Annotated in this window: 18 protein-coding genes and 1 pseudogene; 4 read left to right on the plus strand and 15 right to left on the minus strand. The window is 34.3% G+C overall.

Annotated features, from left to right (window positions below; translation table 11 throughout):
• Positions 1–47 precede the first annotated feature (47 nt).
• The 4 genes from IGJ18_RS09490 to IGJ18_RS09505 form a co-directional block, all read right to left on the minus strand.
• Positions 48–1,487, minus strand: coding sequence for a hypothetical protein (locus IGJ18_RS09490; protein ID WP_438843263.1), 1,440 nt, complete (start codon positions 1,485–1,487; stop codon positions 48–50).
• Entirely contained in the window at positions 1,462–2,235 is a 774-nt protein-coding gene (locus IGJ18_RS09495; RefSeq protein WP_010718471.1) for an ABC transporter ATP-binding protein, read from the minus strand. The genes IGJ18_RS09490 and IGJ18_RS09495 overlap by 26 nt, the downstream gene beginning before the upstream one ends.
• A gap of 141 nt (positions 2,236–2,376) precedes the next feature.
• Positions 2,377–2,589 carry a hypothetical protein gene (locus IGJ18_RS09500; RefSeq protein WP_010718472.1) on the minus strand — a complete coding sequence of 71 codons (213 nt, stop codon included), beginning with the start codon at positions 2,587–2,589 and terminating at the stop codon, positions 2,377–2,379.
• 42 nt (positions 2,590–2,631) lie between these two features.
• On the minus strand, positions 2,632–3,531 hold the full coding sequence (locus IGJ18_RS09505) for a hypothetical protein (RefSeq protein WP_368020267.1): 900 nt from the start codon (positions 3,529–3,531) through the stop codon (positions 2,632–2,634).
• Between the two features lie 173 nt (positions 3,532–3,704).
• Here IGJ18_RS09505 and IGJ18_RS09510 point away from each other — a divergent pair, with 173 nt between their 5' ends.
• Positions 3,705–3,926 carry a helix-turn-helix domain-containing protein gene (locus tag IGJ18_RS09510; RefSeq protein ID WP_228196763.1) on the plus strand — a complete coding sequence of 74 codons (222 nt, stop codon included), beginning with the start codon at positions 3,705–3,707 and terminating at the stop codon, positions 3,924–3,926.
• Positions 3,927–4,043: 117 nt separating this feature from the next.
• Here IGJ18_RS09510 and IGJ18_RS09515 read toward each other — a convergent pair whose 3' ends face one another.
• The 5 genes and pseudogenes from IGJ18_RS09515 to IGJ18_RS09535 all read right to left on the minus strand — a co-directional run bounded on the left by IGJ18_RS09515 (position 4,044) and on the right by IGJ18_RS09535 (position 7,592).
• Positions 4,044–4,574, minus strand: a complete 531-nt coding sequence (locus tag IGJ18_RS09515; protein ID WP_438843460.1) for a dihydrofolate reductase family protein — start codon at positions 4,572–4,574, stop codon at positions 4,044–4,046.
• Positions 4,566–5,138: pseudogene (locus IGJ18_RS09520) on the minus strand (DNA-3-methyladenine glycosylase I); the annotation flags it as partial. The pseudogene IGJ18_RS09520 and the gene IGJ18_RS09515, both read right to left, overlap by 9 nt.
• Positions 5,139–5,354: 216 nt before the next feature.
• Complete coding sequence (gene ffh, locus IGJ18_RS09525; RefSeq protein WP_010718476.1) at positions 5,355–6,773, minus strand: signal recognition particle protein; 1,419 nt, start codon at positions 6,771–6,773, stop codon at positions 5,355–5,357.
• A gap of 17 nt (positions 6,774–6,790) precedes the next feature.
• Positions 6,791–7,129 carry a putative DNA-binding protein gene (locus tag IGJ18_RS09530; protein ID WP_010718477.1) on the minus strand — a complete coding sequence of 113 codons (339 nt, stop codon included), beginning with the start codon at positions 7,127–7,129 and terminating at the stop codon, positions 6,791–6,793.
• Positions 7,089–7,592, minus strand: coding sequence for a DUF523 domain-containing protein (locus tag IGJ18_RS09535; protein WP_438843264.1), 504 nt, complete (start codon positions 7,590–7,592; stop codon positions 7,089–7,091). Before IGJ18_RS09535 ends, IGJ18_RS09530 begins: the two co-directional genes overlap by 41 nt.
• Before the next feature lie 195 nt (positions 7,593–7,787).
• Here IGJ18_RS09535 and IGJ18_RS09540 point away from each other — a divergent pair, with 195 nt between their 5' ends.
• Both IGJ18_RS09540 and IGJ18_RS09545 read left to right on the plus strand, forming a co-directional pair.
• Positions 7,788–8,492 (plus strand): response regulator transcription factor, encoded by a 705-nt coding sequence (locus IGJ18_RS09540; RefSeq protein ID WP_010718479.1) that lies wholly within the window; start codon positions 7,788–7,790, stop codon positions 8,490–8,492.
• Positions 8,489–10,222, plus strand: a complete 1,734-nt coding sequence (locus IGJ18_RS09545) for an ATP-binding protein (RefSeq protein ID WP_438843265.1) — start codon at positions 8,489–8,491, stop codon at positions 10,220–10,222. The genes IGJ18_RS09540 and IGJ18_RS09545 overlap by 4 nt, the downstream gene beginning before the upstream one ends.
• A gap of 99 nt (positions 10,223–10,321) precedes the next feature.
• On the opposite strand, the gene IGJ18_RS09550 is transcribed toward IGJ18_RS09545, so the two are convergent.
• From IGJ18_RS09550 to IGJ18_RS09570, 5 genes are all read right to left on the minus strand, one after another.
• A complete protein-coding gene (locus IGJ18_RS09550) occupies positions 10,322–12,787 on the minus strand; it encodes a cation-translocating P-type ATPase (RefSeq protein ID WP_438843266.1) in 2,466 nt (821 codons plus the stop codon).
• 183 nt (positions 12,788–12,970) lie between these two features.
• Entirely contained in the window at positions 12,971–13,861 is an 891-nt protein-coding gene (locus IGJ18_RS09555) for a phosphate ABC transporter substrate-binding protein PstS family protein (RefSeq protein ID WP_034700844.1), read from the minus strand.
• Between the two features lie 515 nt (positions 13,862–14,376).
• Complete coding sequence (locus IGJ18_RS09560) at positions 14,377–14,589, minus strand: hypothetical protein (RefSeq protein ID WP_126343546.1); 213 nt, start codon at positions 14,587–14,589, stop codon at positions 14,377–14,379.
• A gap of 280 nt (positions 14,590–14,869) precedes the next feature.
• A complete protein-coding gene (locus IGJ18_RS09565) occupies positions 14,870–15,082 on the minus strand; it encodes a hypothetical protein (protein ID WP_438843267.1) in 213 nt (70 codons plus the stop codon).
• Between the two features lie 304 nt (positions 15,083–15,386).
• On the minus strand, positions 15,387–15,863 hold the full coding sequence (locus tag IGJ18_RS09570) for a hypothetical protein (protein ID WP_010718484.1): 477 nt from the start codon (positions 15,861–15,863) through the stop codon (positions 15,387–15,389).
• 206 nt (positions 15,864–16,069) lie between these two features.
• Between IGJ18_RS09570 and IGJ18_RS09575 the strand changes: the two genes are divergently transcribed.
• Positions 16,070–16,414 carry a hypothetical protein gene (locus IGJ18_RS09575; RefSeq protein WP_014834534.1) on the plus strand — a complete coding sequence of 115 codons (345 nt, stop codon included), beginning with the start codon at positions 16,070–16,072 and terminating at the stop codon, positions 16,412–16,414.
• 150 nt (positions 16,415–16,564) lie between these two features.
• Here the strand turns inward: IGJ18_RS09575 and IGJ18_RS09580 are convergent, their stop codons facing one another.
• On the minus strand, positions 16,565–17,143 hold the full coding sequence (locus IGJ18_RS09580; RefSeq protein WP_063627365.1) for a hypothetical protein: 579 nt from the start codon (positions 17,141–17,143) through the stop codon (positions 16,565–16,567).
• Between the last annotated feature and the right edge of the window lie 20 nt (positions 17,144–17,163).

Consider the following 17,163-nt stretch of genomic DNA (forward strand, 5'->3'; position numbering starts at 1 on the left):
AAAAAATGATATACCGCTACATTTTAAAAGATCAACGAATATTTTTCTCATAGACTTTCCTTCTCCCATCTAAAATTAATAATAGAAATAGTTACTAATATACCGATTAATAATAATAGTACTATCAGAAAGAGTTGCATGGAAAATGAAAAAACGCTAAATTTATTTATCAAATAAGAGATTGGAAATAATCCCACAGTTCCTAAAAAAATTAGACTTATTTGTGAAGATGGATTATTTTTATTATATGGAAATGCTATTCCTAAAATGAAGCAACAGATAGTAGATACAGTAAAAATACTTAATGAAATAAATAATTCTTTCCAACTATCTAAAGACGCTACTACACATGTAGTAAGGAATAGAATTACACCAATAAAATAGGCACTTAATAGTTTGGATAAAATATAAGTGTATTTTCCAATCCCTAAAAATTTATAGAAAGTTAACATTTTATTATCTATACCGTAACAAGGAAAAGGAAGAGTAGCGATTAATAATGCGTTAAATTTTAATGATAAAAATGGTGGTATAGAAGTTTCAGAAATAAAAATAAAAATATTCAATCCATACAAAATAAATAAAAGCAGACTAGTGTTTTCTGAACGTAATAATAATTTAACATCTTTGAAAAAAAGACTTAAATATCTATTCATTGGACTTTGCAAACTCCATAATATTTTCGAGTGATATTCATTGTTTCTTTCAACTCCTGAAAGTAATGTAAAACTGAAAATACATATAATAATACTTATAATTTGACTTGAAATTATCAATATATTGTTCACTATAAAGCTATCCCCTATAAATAATTTACCTACCAAACCACCATTCCAAATCAAAAGATGATTTGGAAATAGATCGTAGTTTACTAGAAACATATGCATATTTGTAATCGTATTGAATCCTACTCTAGCCATAATAACTGTTTGAATTAACAAAACAAAACTTTTTATATAAGGTATTTTAATTCTACTCCCCATAAAATAAAGGCAATTATAACTGATGTGTGATATGGTAGTAATGAATAACGACTGGGAAAAAAATAGCGCTGATATAATGATAGGTATATGAATTGATACATCATGCTGTATTAAATGAGGAACTATAATAATAGAAAACATTAAAAAAGGAATTACTATTTCTATTATTAATTGAAAAGAATAATAACCTATATACTTGATATGGGGTTTCAAGTCCAAACTGTCTAAAACTTTTAATATTTTAGAATTATTTGGATCAATAAATTTTAAAATGACAAATAAAAAGAACGTAATAACAGATAGAGAAATTAAATATGTTAAAACTGCTGAATATAGTATTTTTGAATCTCCATTTAAAAATAGTACAATCACATCTTTAGTTAAAACATTAGCCAAAAAAGTTGATATACCGATCATACTCAAAACAAAAATATAAGAAAAAATTTTTTTGGCAGTCGTATCTATTAACTGTTTTAATTTATTTCTGTATACTGTTATAATCATTAAAAAAATTATTAAGAATTTTTTCAAGTCTGTCACCTCGTTCCTTCAAAAAAGCTACTTCTAAGAAAATATCCTCTATTTTTTCTTTCCTATAATTTAATTTCAACATATCAGGCATACCGCTTTCTAGTATTTTTCCATTACTAATTATTGATATACTGTCACAAATTTCTTCTACAAAAAGTAAATCATGACTAGTAATTAAAATTATTTTCCCTTGTCTTTTTAATTCATAAATGATTCTTTTTATTATATATATAGCTTCTACATCTAGTCCTCTACACGGCTCATCTAAAATTAGAACCTGAAAATCTCTCATAATTGTTGATATGATTTGTAACTTTTTTTTCATTCCATGCGAATATGAACTTATTAAATCATGAATATCTTCCTTCAAATCAAAAATTTCTAGTAATTGTGCAATTCTTTTATCTGTTACACCTATTGACAATTTTTTTATAAATAAGAGATATTCAATACCAGTTAATTCTTCAATCAATATAATCTCATCTGATACATAAGCTATTTCTTTATTTATTCTGTAGTTTTCTAAAGGTTGATTGCATAATGAAATGTTACCACTATCCTTTTTTACAATACCTAGGATAGTGTTTATCAAGGTGGTTTTTCCAGATCCATTAGGTCCAGCTAAGCAAAGAATCTCTCCATGTTTAATTTCAAATGAAGCCCACTTTAGACCTTTTTGAGACTTCTTGTATATCTTTCTCAGTCCTTCAATTTTTAACATATACCCTCCCAAAAATAATTATTAATTAACGCAAATAAAAACAAAAAGGAGTGATATATAATATACAGCTGTATATAGTTCCTCCTTTTTGAAAATGTATGTCCCAAGATATGAATAATGTTTTTAACTTGATTTAATTAATTATTTACATCCTAACCTAACTGAGCCGTTACCATTTACATATGACCACGATCCTGTAAAGTTTTTACCTTTAGTCAAACAGTACAAGACTGCTGCTCCAACAATAGTAATAGCAAGTAAAAGTAAAATTGCTATTGCTACTACATACCAAACTACTTTATCTTCTGTTAATGATATATTTTGTTCCACTATTTTTGGTGTTGAATAATTCATTTAACACTCACCTTTCTTTTTGCTATTATAAGAACATTAAGTCTAATGACTTAACAACTCTTTTACTATTTCATAACCATCACCAAATATCGGTAACAAATTGATTATGTGAAATAAGAATATAACTGCGGGAATCCTTACCCACAACTCTTTGGATAACAAATAAAGTATAATTCCCAGTAAAACAGTAAATACTGCTCCAGAAGCTCGAACTTTTATACTTAAACTTTTCCTTAATTTGCCTCTAATTATAGAAAAAGTGAATCTTCTTAATACTAAATAACCTGAAAAATTTTTCATAATTGATCTATACACGATTAAATGTACTGTTTCATGTATAACTAAACTAATTAACAAATTTAAATATATATATAACGGTAGTAACAATAATAAAAAATTAGCATTCCAAATTTTAATATAATTTTTAAGTAAATATACAACAATCAACTCCGCTATAATTATGAATGCTATCGGAAAAATGTTTTCTTTAAACACATATTTAAAAATCTCACAAAAATTCCCAAATTTATTTTTCCCCTGAATATCATAGCGGATTCTTGTATCATTTTTTAAATTTTGATATTTCCATAATAGGATACCTATAAATGATGCCCTCTCGATTGGAAAAAAATTTAATATTCCTTTTTGATTCATTGAAATTAAAAATAACTTAATATCGGTATATAATGTATCTAATGACGTGGTGGGAAATATACTTTTCATCCATTGAATTAAATCTGAAAAAAAGATATTTTTACTATTAATCAATTTATTACAAATAATTTTCCCAATATTATCTAGCTCAATCCTTAACTCAGGTATTTTATCATCAGATAAATAATTTCCTTCTATTGTTATTGAAGATGGTATTTCAATTTTAAAATCATCAAATCTAGTTAAATTATTTTTGTAAAAGGTTTTTCTAAAAAAATACTTATCCAATCAAATCTCCTTAATTTATCATTTTATAGAAAGTAAAGTAATCGTTTACTTTTATATATGTAAATCGTATACCCTTGTATTATTTTAGTAAAGGGGAAAATTTCCCCACACAACACCTTTTAAATACAATATGTTACCTATATAATTCAAGGTGAAGCGCTTTATATTAAGGGGTGATTTGTATTTTCTATGCAAGGTGGTTAAAACGAAAAAGATTAAAGGCAAATTATACTCAAACATTTGTTGCAAATTATCTCAATGTAAGTCGAGAAACCGTTTCTTGTTGGGAAAGAGGAAAAGGAAGACCTAATTACGAATGTTTGCGCAATATTTTTAATCTTTATCGTTGTAGTGATAAAGAAATCGCTCAATTTATTAACATGAGAGACGATTAAGACTTAAGTTAGTTATAATATACATCATACTAACTTAAGTCTTAATCGCCTTCTCTCTTGATTTAATCAAACTATTTTTAAACAGTAATACTTGCCATCACAACATAATCTTTCCCATCATATTCCACGATTACTTACATAATGCAATTCAATGAACTCTCCAAAATAATTAGTATCAACTAGTTTCAATCGTTCTTCGTATGCGCCTTCTTGAAACAATCGAATACCTTCTCCTAAAAGCACAGGTGCGATTTGGATCCACCATTCATCAATTAAATGATTTTCGATCAAAGGTTTCAACAAATTCCCACCACCAACGACCCAGACTGTTTGGTTAGAATGTTCTTTTATGTTTTTCACTAATGAAACGGGATCTTCATGAACAACTGTTGCATCATTTAATACCAGCTCTTTATTAGAAGAAAATACAAAATTCTTTTTTTCAGGATACAGATGCTCAGTTGCTAACAATTTTTTGGCTTCCTGATAAGTTTTTCTTCCCATAATCGTTTGATCAATTGTTTGATAAAAAGCCTCGTAAGTTGTTTTTTCTCCAGTTGGTGTGTCAAATAACCACTGTAAACTATCCTCTTTTGTTGCTAAGTAGCCATCTAAACTAATGGCACCATAAAAGACGATTTTTCCCATCTGGCTGACTTCTTGTTTGCGAAAGCAATGATCTAAATGATCATTGACAATTCCCACAGCTTCTAAAAAAGCATATATGGTTGTGCTTCCGATGAATTTAAAACCGCGTTGTTTTAGATCTTTGGCGATTTGATCAGATAACGGGCTCGTTGTTGGTACCTCATTTTGTTCTTTATACGAGTGATTGATCACTTGATGATCCGAAAATGACCACAAATAATCCGCAAAACTACCAAATTCATGTTGGATTTTTTGGACACCCTGAGCATTGGCTACCGCTGCTTCAATTTTACGACGGTTACGAATGATCCCTTTATTTTCCATCAACTCATTGATTTTTGCGTCTGTATATTCGGCTACTTTACCGATCGAAAAAAAGTCATAAGCTTCATCAAAGGAGGCACTTTTATTCAAAATCGTTTGCCAGCTTAATCCCGCTTGATTGATATCTAACATCAATTTACGAAAAAGTAATTGATCATCATATTCTGGAACACCCCAAACTGTGTCATGATAATGTTTCATACTTGCTGTTTGCTCACCCCAAGGACATCTTCCCTTCATTCTCTTCACCTCTTAGCTTTATTGTACCATTCCTTTGTTTCTCTATCTAAAAAGAGGAACGCTATGGCAGGTAGTTTTTGAATTGGGTTTATCTATTATGCAAAAAAAAGAATCGCAAAGCCAACAGAAGCTAACTCAACGATTCTTTCGATGAATGAAACGGTAAACAAAATTCTACTATTATAATAGAAGTACGATAGACGTACGATAGAAGCTTTATTTCCGTTTTTTCTTTTTCTTTTTGTTTTTCTTGATCATGCGATTCATCGCCATTTTTCCAAGTTTTCCTTTGACACCTGTGCCAAACATTTGGTCCATTCCAGGAATATTCATATCTCCCTTAGACATTTGTTGCATCATTTTGCGTGATTCTTTAAATTGCTTAATCATGCGGTTAACTTCAACCACACTGTTACCAGAACCTGCGGCAATCCTTCTGCGACGACTTGGATTCAATAAATCAGGGTTTTCTCTTTCTGCAGGTGTCATTGAGTAAACCATTGCTTTTTTACGTTCGACATCTTTAGGATCTACTTTGACATTTTCAATCCCTGGTACTTGGTTCATCCCAGGAATCATTTTGATCAGATCCTCTAACGGTCCCATCCCCATCACTTGATCCAACTGTTCAATGAAATCATTGAAATCAAATGAATTTTCCCGCATTTTTTTCGCTAATTCTTCTGCTTTTTTCTCATCATAGTCTTGTTGCGCTTTTTCGATCAACGTCAACATATCGCCCATACCAAGAATACGACTTGCCATACGGTCTGGGTGGAAAACTTCAAGATCTGTTAATTTTTCCCCTGACCCGATGAATTTGATTGGTGCGCCAGTCACAGAACGGATCGAAAGTGCTGCACCACCACGTGTATCACCATCTAATTTAGTAATAACTACCCCAGTGATCCCTAGTTGTTGGTTAAAACTATCTGCCACATTGACAGCATCTTGACCGGTCATCGCATCGACAACCAACAAGATTTCATTTGGTTGTGTTAATTCTTTGATTTGTTTCAATTCATCCATCAGGGTTTCATCGATATGCAGACGCCCCGCCGTATCGATCAGAACATAATCATTTTTCTTTTCTTTTGCTAATTCCATCCCTTGACGAACGATCTCAACTGGGCTAACATCTGTCCCCATATCAAAAACAGGGACATCTAATTGTTGCCCTAGAACTTTCAATTGATCGATCGCAGCTGGACGATACACGTCACCTGCGATTAGTAAAGGACGTGCATTTTCATTTTTCTTTAAATAGTTGGCTAGTTTACCAGTAAACGTCGTCTTACCTGCCCCTTGCAAACCTGCCATCATGATGACTGTTGGAATTTTTGGTGATTTATTCAATTCAACAGTTTCTGCTCCTAAAGTGATCGTCAATTCTTCATCAACGATCTTAACGATTTGTTGTGCAGGTGTTAAACTTTCTAATACTTCTACACCAATCGCCCGTTCTCGAACACGCTTCGTAAAGTCTTTTACTACTTGTAAGTTTACATCGGCTTCTAGTAATGCAAGGCGGATCTCCCGCATCATTTCTTTGACGTCAGCTTCTGAAACTTTCCCTTTTTTTCTTAACTTGCTCATTGCCTGTTGAAGGCGCTCAGTTAAATTTTCAAATGCCATGATATTTCTTCATTCCTTTATTCTTCAATTTCTTGGATCTGTTTCACATAATCAAGGAGAACTTCATCTTTAGGATAAGTTTCCTTTACATAAGTTTTCATTTTTTCTAATAACTGTTCCCGAACAATATAATTAGAGAAAAGATGGAGTTTCTTTTCATAATCTTCTAAAATCTTACTGGTTCGTTTGATATTATCGTATACTGCTTGGCGACTTACTTCATACTCTTCTGCTATTTCTCCTAATGAAAAATCGTCTGCATAATACAACTCCATATAATTCATCTGTTTTTCGGTTAAAAGCGTAGAATAAAATTCAAAAAGTGCGTTCATTCGGTTCGTTTTCTCGATTTCCATTATGTTCACCTCGCAATTTCAACCATTCTTCATCAGAGAGTACGGTCATCTTTTGTTGGATAAAATAAGCAGTTGCTACACCAGTTCCAGACTTCAAGGTTCCTGAAAAACTCCCATCATAAATAAGAGAGGAACCACAAGAAGGACTTTTCGCTTTTAATATCACTAAATCTATTTCTTGCTCTTTTAATTTTTGATAAGCATGGATTGCCCCTTCTTGGTAGGCTTTTGTGACGTCTTCACCATTTGTAGTGATCACTTTTGCCTGACCATTCCAAACGTCAAATCCATCGCCACCAACGATTTCTGCTGGGGCTCTAGGAGTTGAAAGCCCGCCCATTACTTCAGGACAAACCATGATCGCTTTACCTTCAGCGACCAGTTTCTTTAATTCCGGCACAGCTTTTTCTTGTCCATCATACCGACATAAGACACCGCCTAAACAAGCGCTAATTCCGATCAATTGCCACTCACTCCTTTATCCAACAAAGTGCCTTCCTATTATACCATTTATTTAGTTGGTAAAATAGTCCTTCTACTGGATTCTATGCTAAAATAAGAAATGTCTATTCATGACACTTAATTAAAAAAACCAGGCATTAGTTGATAGCTGTTTTTAAATAAACAAAAAGAATGAACGCAAGAAAAGGGAGAAGTTATGAAAAAAGTATTAGTGGTAGATGATGAACCTTCAATCGTCACATTGTTGACATTCAATCTGGAAAAAGAAGGGTATCAAGTAACAAGTGCTTTAGACGGACAAAAAGGACTGGAATTAGCACTGGAAGAACCTTTTGATTTTATGATTTTAGATGTGATGTTGCCTTCTATAGATGGTATGGCAATCACCCAAAAGTTGAGACAAGAAAAAATTGATACTCCAATTTTAATGCTTACAGCCAAAGATGACCAGGTCGATCGGATCATCGGTTTGGAAATTGGTGCTGATGATTATTTAACAAAGCCTTTCAGCCCTAGAGAAGTACTTGCTCGAATGAAAGCTATTTTTCGCCGCATCGAACCACGCCATGTCCAACAAGAAGAAGCAGAACCTGCTTACCTAACGATTGGACAGATCAAAGCAGATTTAACGAATTTCCAAGTAACCGTAGAGGAACGACCGATCGAATTAACGCCAAAAGAATTTGAACTGCTCGTTTATTTTATGAAACGAAAAGATCGTGTAATTGATCGTGATACGCTGCTAAATCGCATCTGGAATTTTGATTTTGCAGGTCAAAGTCGAATCGTTGATGTCCATGTCAGTCACTTAAGAGAAAAAATCGAAAGAGACCCTAAACATCCAAAATATTTAGTGACAGTTCGCGGTTTTGGCTATAAATTTCAGGAACCAAAACGATGAATTGGAAAAAAATTTCTGAGCGTGTCTTCTTTTTCATTCTCTTAGTGGGACTCTTTTTCGGTGGCTGGCAAATGATTTCTCAATATTTCAAACAACAAATCATCGAGCAACAAGAAAGCTATCTTTCAAAAAAAGGGCAATTGCTGATCCAGCAATTGACTATTGATGATTTATCTTCGAAGCATAATCAATCAGTTTTAACAGACTTTGTTCATCAATCAAATGAACGACTAACCTTATTAGCTCCAAATGGTACAATCCTATTCGATACGACCGATCACTCACTACGAGGGCAGCGAAATACTCGTCCAGAAATCAAAGCAGTCCTTGATGGCGGCTCACTAGGTACTTCTTTAAGAATGAGCAGTACGTTAAAGGAAGAACTATTATATGTAGCACTACCGATCAAGAAGAATGGGCAGTTGGAAGCCATTATTCGAATCGCAGAACCAACAAATGGCTTTTTGCCAAGAACAGAAAATTTTCGTCGTTGGGTCTTTTTCTTCTTTTTGGTTTTCTTCGTTGTTTTGTCCAGTATGAGCTATTATTTGGTTTATCAACGTAATCGTCCCTTGAAAACCGTCCTGCCCGTCTTAAAGAAAATGGTCAAAAACCCTGATAAAACCGAGACCATCATGCAAACTTCTGATCAATGGGAAGAACTTTACCAAACGATCAATGCTTTGAGTGAACAAATGAGTAAAGTCTATCGTGCCTATACGACCACTGAAGAACAATTGTATACTCTATTGAATGAATTAATGATTGGTGTCTTTTTGATCGATTCAGAGTCACATCTGCGGCTATTGAATCCAAAAATGCAGGCACATTTAGGGGTACATGATTATCAGCCTAATCAACGGTATACTGAGATCATTCAAGAGCCAAAATTAATCCAATTGATTCACCAAGTTACGCCAAATGAACCATTGATCCATCAAGAAATTACTATTTCAGAGGGACAACAAACATTAGACATCAGCTTACGTTACTTCAATAGTTCTGAAGAGACTGGGCAGATTCTAGGCGTGGCTTATGATCTCACAAAAGTAAGACGATTAGAAAAACTGCAAAAAGACTTCGTAGGAAATGTTTCTCATGAACTTAAAACACCGGTTACTTCATTGATCGGATTTACTGAAACACTGCTGGATGGAGCCAAAGATGACCCAAAAATATTGAATGAGTTCCTATTGATCATGCAAAAAGATGCGATTCGTTTAGATAAGCTGATCCGAGAAATCATTCAGTTATCAAAAGATGAAGAAACGGCACACGAAACGCAAACCATCCAATTAGCAACTTACTTTGAACAAATCATTCAAAGTTACCAACCAATGATCGAAAAGAAACACTTAACCCTGGAAATGCAACAGAAAGAACAATCATTTACAACTCAAACTGAACTCTTATACCCGATCATCAAAAATCTGATCGAAAATGCAATCCAATATTCTAAAGAATCAGAGAAAATAATCATCCGTTACGAGGTTGACAACCAATTGACATTCTCTGTCCAAGACTTTGGTATTGGGATTGATCGTGAAGATCAAGAAAGGATCTTTGAGCGCTTCTATCGAGTGGATAAAGCACGTAGTCGACACTCAGGTGGTACTGGTCTAGGTCTGGCTATTGTGAAAGATTACGTCAATCTCTTGGGTGGTACGATCAAAGTGGAAAGTCATCCAGGAATGGGGTCGACTTTTACCGTCACCATCCCTCCAGCATGATCACCTTTAAATCTTCAAAAAATGAATGAACAAGTGAAATAGCGGAACAGAAAAAAATAGGCGGTTGGCATAACCGCCTATTTTTGTTTTGTCTATCTGTTAATCGTGTTTATTGTCTACTGAAAACAGCACTTTGAGCCAGAACCAAATAGACCGTTTTTTCTTTCCATCCTTCAACTGGCTGTAATTTTCAATCATTCGCGAATATTGCCGGAAAATCGAGTCCGCCGCAAAAAATAGAATCAAAAGCAACAGAATCGAAACGGGTGAAATAGCGGAGATAGAAAATAATTTATGCAGAAAGACGACTGAAAATAAGATACCTGCTGCACAAAATAAAATGATCCGCCCTCTGAATTGGTTCAATGGGTGACAAATTTTATAGAGTACGAGAAAACCAACCGCTGTCAGTAGCATCGTTGAAGCCGTGGAAACATCTGTCTTATTCAAATGCAAGATGACACCGCCTACCACTAAAGTCCCCACGACAGTCATATCTGTTAGCCCACCAGGAATGGCTTTTTCTAAGACATTCACAATAAACTTTCCTTCAATTCGATTTTTGTTTTCTTCAAGAGCAAGTAAAAACGATGGCAAACCAATCGTAAACAGACTAATCAATGTAATTTGAGAAGGCTCCAACGGATAAGTCAGTGCGAACAAGACAGAAAAGACGGAAAGTAAGAAAGAAAAAATATTTTTTACTAAAAACAAACTAGCAGATCGTTCAATATTATTAACAACTCGCCGACCTTCTGCTACGATCTCAGGCATTCTAGAAAAATCAGAATCTAATAAAGCAACTTGCGCAGCTTGGATCGTTGCTTCGTTGCCAGAAGCCATAGCGATACTACAATCAGCTTCTTTCATTGCTAAAATGTCATTGACACCATCACCAGTCATCGCAACTGTATTTTTTTGTTTAAGAAGCTGAACGAACTGCATTTTTTGTTCAGGCTTAACCCGTCCAAATACGGTGTATTTTTCCACTGCTGAGAGATAATCTTCCTCAGCAAGTTGAGAAACATCAATATATTGGTCTGCATTAGCAATGCCCGCCTGTAATGCGACAGTTGAAACGGTCTGCGGATTATCCCCTGAAATCACTTTGATTGCTACCCCTTGTTCCTTAAAATAAGCAAATGTGTCAGGGGCTTCTTTTCGAATTGGGTTGGCAATCAAAAGATAAGCAAGCGGAATCACTTCTGCTTCTAAAAGTGCTTCGCTCAATATTCCTTGGTAACTACCGAAAACCAACACACGATAGCCCTGATCAGCATATTGACTAAATTCATTTTTAACTGTTTCGAAACGTTCACGTAAAACCATTTCTGGCGCTCCTAATACATAGACCCCATCCGCAAATGTTACGCTACTGAATTTTTGTACCGACGAAAAAGGCAAGATAGATAAAGGTTCTTGATCTGTAGGGTTATTAAAGTACGTTTTGATTGCTTGCATCGTCGCATTGTCATTTGCCATAGCTTTAGCATAATCTGAAATGAGTTCTTGAATCCTAGTTGCCTGTTGCTCCGCTTGCTCATTTTTAGCAATCACTAGTTTTTGTACAGACATCTGATTTTCAGTAATAGTTCCCGTTTTATCTACACATAGTACATTAACCCTTGCTAAAGTCTCTATGCTTTTCATATCATGTAATAATACTCGTTGCTTAGCTAAACGAGCGGCACTCATTGCTAGAGCGATCGTTGTCAATAGATACAAGCCTTCTGGTATCATCCCGATTAAAGCTGCTTCCATGGCTACCACACTTTCTTTGATCGTGTTGCCATTAAAAAAGTAACTTTGTGAAAACAAGGTGATACCGATGGGAATAATAATGATCCCGATCCATTTGATTAATTTATTCAGCGAAGCAATCATTTCTGATTGTTCGCCTCCTCCCATTTTTTTTGCTTTTGCTGTTAATTGGGAGATGTAAGAGTCATAGCCAACCTTGTCTAATCGTACATAAGCCTTACCAGAAACGACAAAGCTCCCTGACATCAAATAATCATCTACTTCTTTCACGATCTCATCTGCTTCACCTGTCAAAAGTGCTTCATTGACTTGTAATTTACCGTCTAAGACATAACCGTCTGCAGGAATCTGTTGACCCGTTTCGAGCAAGATGACATCATCTAAAACTAATTCCTCCATATCGATCTTATTGGCTACGCCGTTTCTTACGACTGTGACTTTTGCTGCATTCAGTACACTCAAATTATCTAATATCTTTTTTGAGCGAATCTCTTGATAGATAGCAATTCCCGTGTTTGCAAGAATCACTGGCAAAAAAGTCAAATTTTTATAGGAACTAACTAGACATAATAAAACTGCTAAGACGATAAAAATCAAATTAAAATAAGTAAATATATTTTGCAAAACGATTTGTTTGTTCGTTTTAAATGATGGGTCGATCGTTTCATTTGTTGCTTGAGCATGCACTCGTTCTGCAACTTGCTCATCTGTTAGCCCCTCTCGATAATCGGGAGCATATCTTGTAATATTTTTAACTGAAGTTTGATCTTTTTCAACTTCCGTTTGATGACTAAATATTCTCATTTACCGTTTACCTCGATTATTAGTATTATATTTACCTTAATACATTTGTAAAAAAAAAGCCTATGAAATGACTAATAAATATCTTTCATTACTGTCATATTCATTTGCAGGAAATAGCTAAAAAAAAAAGCATGCCCGTTAAAGGCACACTTTTAGGGGTAGCAGATTTGAGTACATGATTGCTTATTTTAAGTTTCCTTCAGCATCACGTTCTACTTTCATCGCAGTAATTGGTAAGTAACCGAGTTCTTTCACCGGTCCTTGTTGGATTTCGTCTGTCATCATATAATCTAAAAATTTTTGAACTTCCGGGGAAGGCTCACCATTTGTATACATGTGTTCATAAGACCAAATTTTCCAACTGTTGTCAGCAACATTTTCTTCTTTTGGTTCTACACCATCAATACTTAAAGCCTGTGTTTTATCATCCAAATAAGAAAAAGCAAGGTAGCTGATTGCGCCAGGAGTTTGGCTAACAATTTGTCGAACAGTTCCTGATGAATCCTGTTCTTGTGATTGTACTGGAGTAGCACCATCTAATCCCCACTTTTCAAAAGTAGCTCGTGTACCACTACCATTTGCCCGATTGATGACATTGATTTTTTCATCTTTCCCACCTAGTTCTTGCCAATTGGTAATTTTTCCAGTGAATATATCAATTAATTCCTGTTTTGTAATATTTTTGACGTTCGTGTCTTTATTGACGATTGGCGCCATACCTACCACCGCAACTTTATGATCCTTTATTTTACTTGCATCTACGCCTTCTTTTTCCTCAGCAAAGACATCGGAGTTTCCGATCGTCACTGCCCCAGACTCGACCTGACTTAACCCAGTACCACTTCCGCCACCTTGGACAGAGATTTGATAGTTGGGATTTTTTTGGACAAAACTTTCTTGTGCTGCATCGACTAGAGGTTGGAGCGCAGTAGATCCGACAGCCACGATTTTGACTTGATCGCCAGAAGTTGCAGAATTATTTTGTGCTGCGGAGCCATCCGTGCTACCAGAACCGGAACCACAGCCAGCTAACATAAGACCTAAAACACCTAAAGAAAATAATACTTTTTTCATTGATATACCCCTTTCTTATTTACAAGTAAATTGTAGCAATCCACTGTAAATCCTGCATATTGAAGGTGTAAATATCAAGTTAATTTATGTAAAGTTATCGTAAATCGAAGCCAAATAAAAAGGCTTCGTACTTTTTGATGTTGGTGAAATTCACCGACAAATTTTTTATGATGTAAAAATAGAGAGAAGAGCCCCCCTGAAATCCTTTAAACCATGATCCGTCACGTAAAACTATTTTAACCAAAAAAAAACACAGAAAGAAGTTTTCTTCTTTCTGTCCAAATGATTCTAGACTTTCTCTTTACCAACGTCATTTGACAAAAAGCCCAAAAATAAAGGTTAATTTATATCAAAACTAACCTTGAATCCTTTTCTTTCTTCTCTATCTACGATATACTATAATTAAATAAAGGAGCTATGCGCTAACATAGCCCTTAATGTGTAGTCCGTTCAAAGCGGATGGCATTTTTTAACAAGTTTAGAGCCTGTCTACTCTGCCAAAAGTTGAGACGGCTCTATTTTTTTTGTTCTTTTTTGAACTTTAACCATGCTAAAATCGAATCACTAGCTTTCGCTATTGCAGTAATTATTACTGCTGCTGTTCCGATAATAGCAATGATTTGATCCAATGAGAACAAATCAGGCATTTCCTTTCTAAAGAGTACGTCCAACAAGCTAATAAGCCCATAGGCATCACGCCCCCTCAATTGGATTTGCCAAACCGCCACAAACTTTCTACAATCATCATTTGACAAAAAGCCCTATTCAAGTAATAGAATAGCAATTGGGATTAATGATTCTACTATGATTGAAGAAGTAGCAATATGCTATATTTAATGTCATGCAGAACAACACTTCGCAAACAAAGTTACTTTTCAAATTTAGATAAATGGGTTATAATAAAAATGAAAGGGCATGCTGTAACATGCCCAGTGTAGTCCGTTCAAAGCGGATGGCATATATACAAAGCTTTAGAGCCTGTCTACTCTGCCAAAAGTTGAGACGGCTCTATTTTTTTTGTTCTTTTTTGAACTTTAACCATGCTAAAATCGAATCACTAGCTTTCGCTATTGCAGTAATTATTACTGCTGCTGCTCCGATAATAGCAATGATTTGATCCAATGAGAACAAATCAGGCATTTCCTTTCTAAAGAGTACGTCCGATAAGCTAATAAGCCCATAGGCACCACGCTCCTTCAATTGGATTTGCCAAACCGCCACAAACTTTCTACAATAATATTATATCATAGAATGAAGATCTTTAGCTTGCTTAAAAAAGGTTGATTATTACATGAAAAGAAATATTTCATTTGCAGAATATTAGTGCATTCAGTTATTTATTCTTTTATATTTGATTTTCTTCAGGCAACCTTGCTTCTTCCATCCTTTCAGGTATTTTTGTACAGTGTTTTCAAAACGTCGAATCCTGCCAACGCCTGTTTTGGGATCAAAAATCTTTGACAAAGAGCAAAAAAAACACTGTTCGCTACTATCATTTGCTCACAATGTTTCCTCTTTATTGAACCTATTTATTAACTTCGCCGGACAGTTTTTCTTCTATTCTTAATTTTGCTATAGAATAAAAAATGACTGCTAATAAAAACGAAAGAATCGCTAGATAAAAACTTGGTTTAATGGTCAAAAAGTACATCGAAGTTTCCCCTGTATCTTTCAATCCACTTTCACTTAAGCCATTCGGTCCAACAATGATTCGTGGCAGAATAGAAAAAAAGGAAGTAAAAACCAACATACAAGAAAAATGAATCAAATGCCAATTATAACTATTCATAAATTTATTTGTCAAAATCAAGCTCATACTCACTAAAAAATAGAATAGTGTTAAAATTGGAAAATTTTTCGATACTACAATCCCAGTACCATGAATTAGCCCCAAAATTTCTGCTCCCTGAACAACGGCATTCACCCAAGTAAACGGCAACAGCAGAATTGGAAAAAACCAAAAAAATAAATACAATTGTTCAAGTTTTATTTTCTTTTTCATCACTTTACTCCTACGCGATTTTTTCTTTCACCTACTATAAGCGTTTTCTCTAAAAAAATTAGGGGGAAAATCTTTTTTTTTAGAGATAAGGCTATGAGAGTTTATTCATTTAATCTACAAATTTCAAAAAAGTGTTTGATTATTAGCTGGTTGATTTTAGAATGAAAGTAGAAGAAATCGGATTCACCTGATTGGGGGAACACACCATGAAAAATCATGGAAAAAAATTAATTTTGCTCTTACTTTTCATTCCGTATGTGTACTTCTCTTTACTACTAGATTATCGGTATCATTCTGTTTTTGGCTTGATTTTTTTGATTTTTCTGTCTTTTTACGCTGGCTTTAGCTTCCAGAAAAAGCAACAGTTACTCTTTCTCTTCTTTATTAATATTAGTTCAACATTCATTTCTTATTTGATTTGTCACTATTACTCTGATTGGCATTTCTTTTACCAGCCATTCAAACCAACCCAACTGATTTTACTGCTTTCGGTTTTGTATTTAATCCCTCAAATTCTTGGGGCTTTTTGGGCAAGAATTTTCACTCGTTAAATCAGTGAATCGAAAAAATATGACTAGCAAAGGATCAGTAACTACCCAATTTTTATAGAAAATCAGCTATGATTTCTCATTAATCCTTGTAAAAAAGTCTGAAAAATCATAGCACCGAAAGAAGCAAAAAATAAAAATTTACGCTATTCATTAAAGTTCATGCAGATAAATTTTTTTTATAATAATTTTATCAAATAATTGTGATTGACTGTCTTGTTCACCAATAATCTCAGCAATTACTGTACGACTGTTTGGTTTTCTACGTAACTGATAATTGATCTTTCCAGTTGCGGTCAATTCGTTTAACATATCGACCACTCCTCCAAAGCCCGTCTTTTTCGTAATGAAACCTAGTGTAACCATTCGTTCATCTAAATTTTTAGCAGAAATCGTTACACCAGTAATCAAATAACGTTTCAGTGTTTGTACCAACTCATCTAGACCATCAGAAGTCGAAACGACAGCAGCTGTTTGGTCAGTGTAGTTTCCAAGTAGTTCATTACTTTCTATAGGTGCCTGTACTTCTTCATTTGCCTTCTGACGTAAATCTGCTAATTCTTGTAACAGTGTTTCATATTGCTCTTGTGTCAACATCACTCCTGCAACTTTTTCACGATTAAATATATATACACCGGTTTCAGCTTTTCTTGCCTGATCAAATACATCCATCGGTGATCGTTTTACTTCAGTGATTGAAGATGTAGGAACTTCTAATTTCTTTAAATCCAAAAGACATCCTCCTTTACTCA

Origin of the sequence: Enterococcus sp. AZ078, assembly GCF_051714985.1 — a bacterium.
Taxonomy (GTDB): Bacteria; Bacillota; Bacilli; order Lactobacillales; family Enterococcaceae; genus Enterococcus_B; species Enterococcus_B hirae.

Excerpts from the sequence above, each read along its gene's own strand:
- IGJ18_RS09500 (WP_010718472.1), bottom strand. The coding sequence starts at position 2,589 with ATGAATTATTCAACACCAAAAATAGTGGAACAAAATATATCATTAACA.
- IGJ18_RS09575 (WP_014834534.1), top strand. The coding sequence starts at position 16,070 with ATGAAAAATCATGGAAAAAAATTAATTTTGCTCTTACTTTTCATTCCG.
- IGJ18_RS09490 (WP_438843263.1), bottom strand. The coding sequence starts at position 1,487 with ATGATTATAACAGTATACAGAAATAAATTAAAACAGTTAATAGATACG.
- IGJ18_RS09545 (WP_438843265.1), top strand. The coding sequence starts at position 8,489 with ATGAATTGGAAAAAAATTTCTGAGCGTGTCTTCTTTTTCATTCTCTTA.
- IGJ18_RS09555 (WP_034700844.1), bottom strand. The coding sequence starts at position 13,861 with ATGAAAAAAGTATTATTTTCTTTAGGTGTTTTAGGTCTTATGTTAGCT.
- IGJ18_RS09515 (WP_438843460.1), bottom strand. The coding sequence starts at position 4,574 with ATGGGAAAAATCGTCTTTTATGGTGCCATTAGTTTAGATGGCTACTTA.
- IGJ18_RS09540 (WP_010718479.1), top strand. The coding sequence starts at position 7,788 with ATGAAAAAAGTATTAGTGGTAGATGATGAACCTTCAATCGTCACATTG.
- IGJ18_RS09550 (WP_438843266.1), bottom strand. The coding sequence starts at position 12,787 with ATGAGAATATTTAGTCATCAAACGGAAGTTGAAAAAGATCAAACTTCA.
- ffh (WP_010718476.1), bottom strand. The coding sequence starts at position 6,773 with ATGGCATTTGAAAATTTAACTGAGCGCCTTCAACAGGCAATGAGCAAG.
- IGJ18_RS09495 (WP_010718471.1), bottom strand. The coding sequence starts at position 2,235 with ATGTTAAAAATTGAAGGACTGAGAAAGATATACAAGAAGTCTCAAAAA.
- IGJ18_RS09570 (WP_010718484.1), bottom strand. The coding sequence starts at position 15,863 with ATGAAAAAGAAAATAAAACTTGAACAATTGTATTTATTTTTTTGGTTT.
- IGJ18_RS09530 (WP_010718477.1), bottom strand. The coding sequence starts at position 7,129 with ATGGAAATCGAGAAAACGAACCGAATGAACGCACTTTTTGAATTTTAT.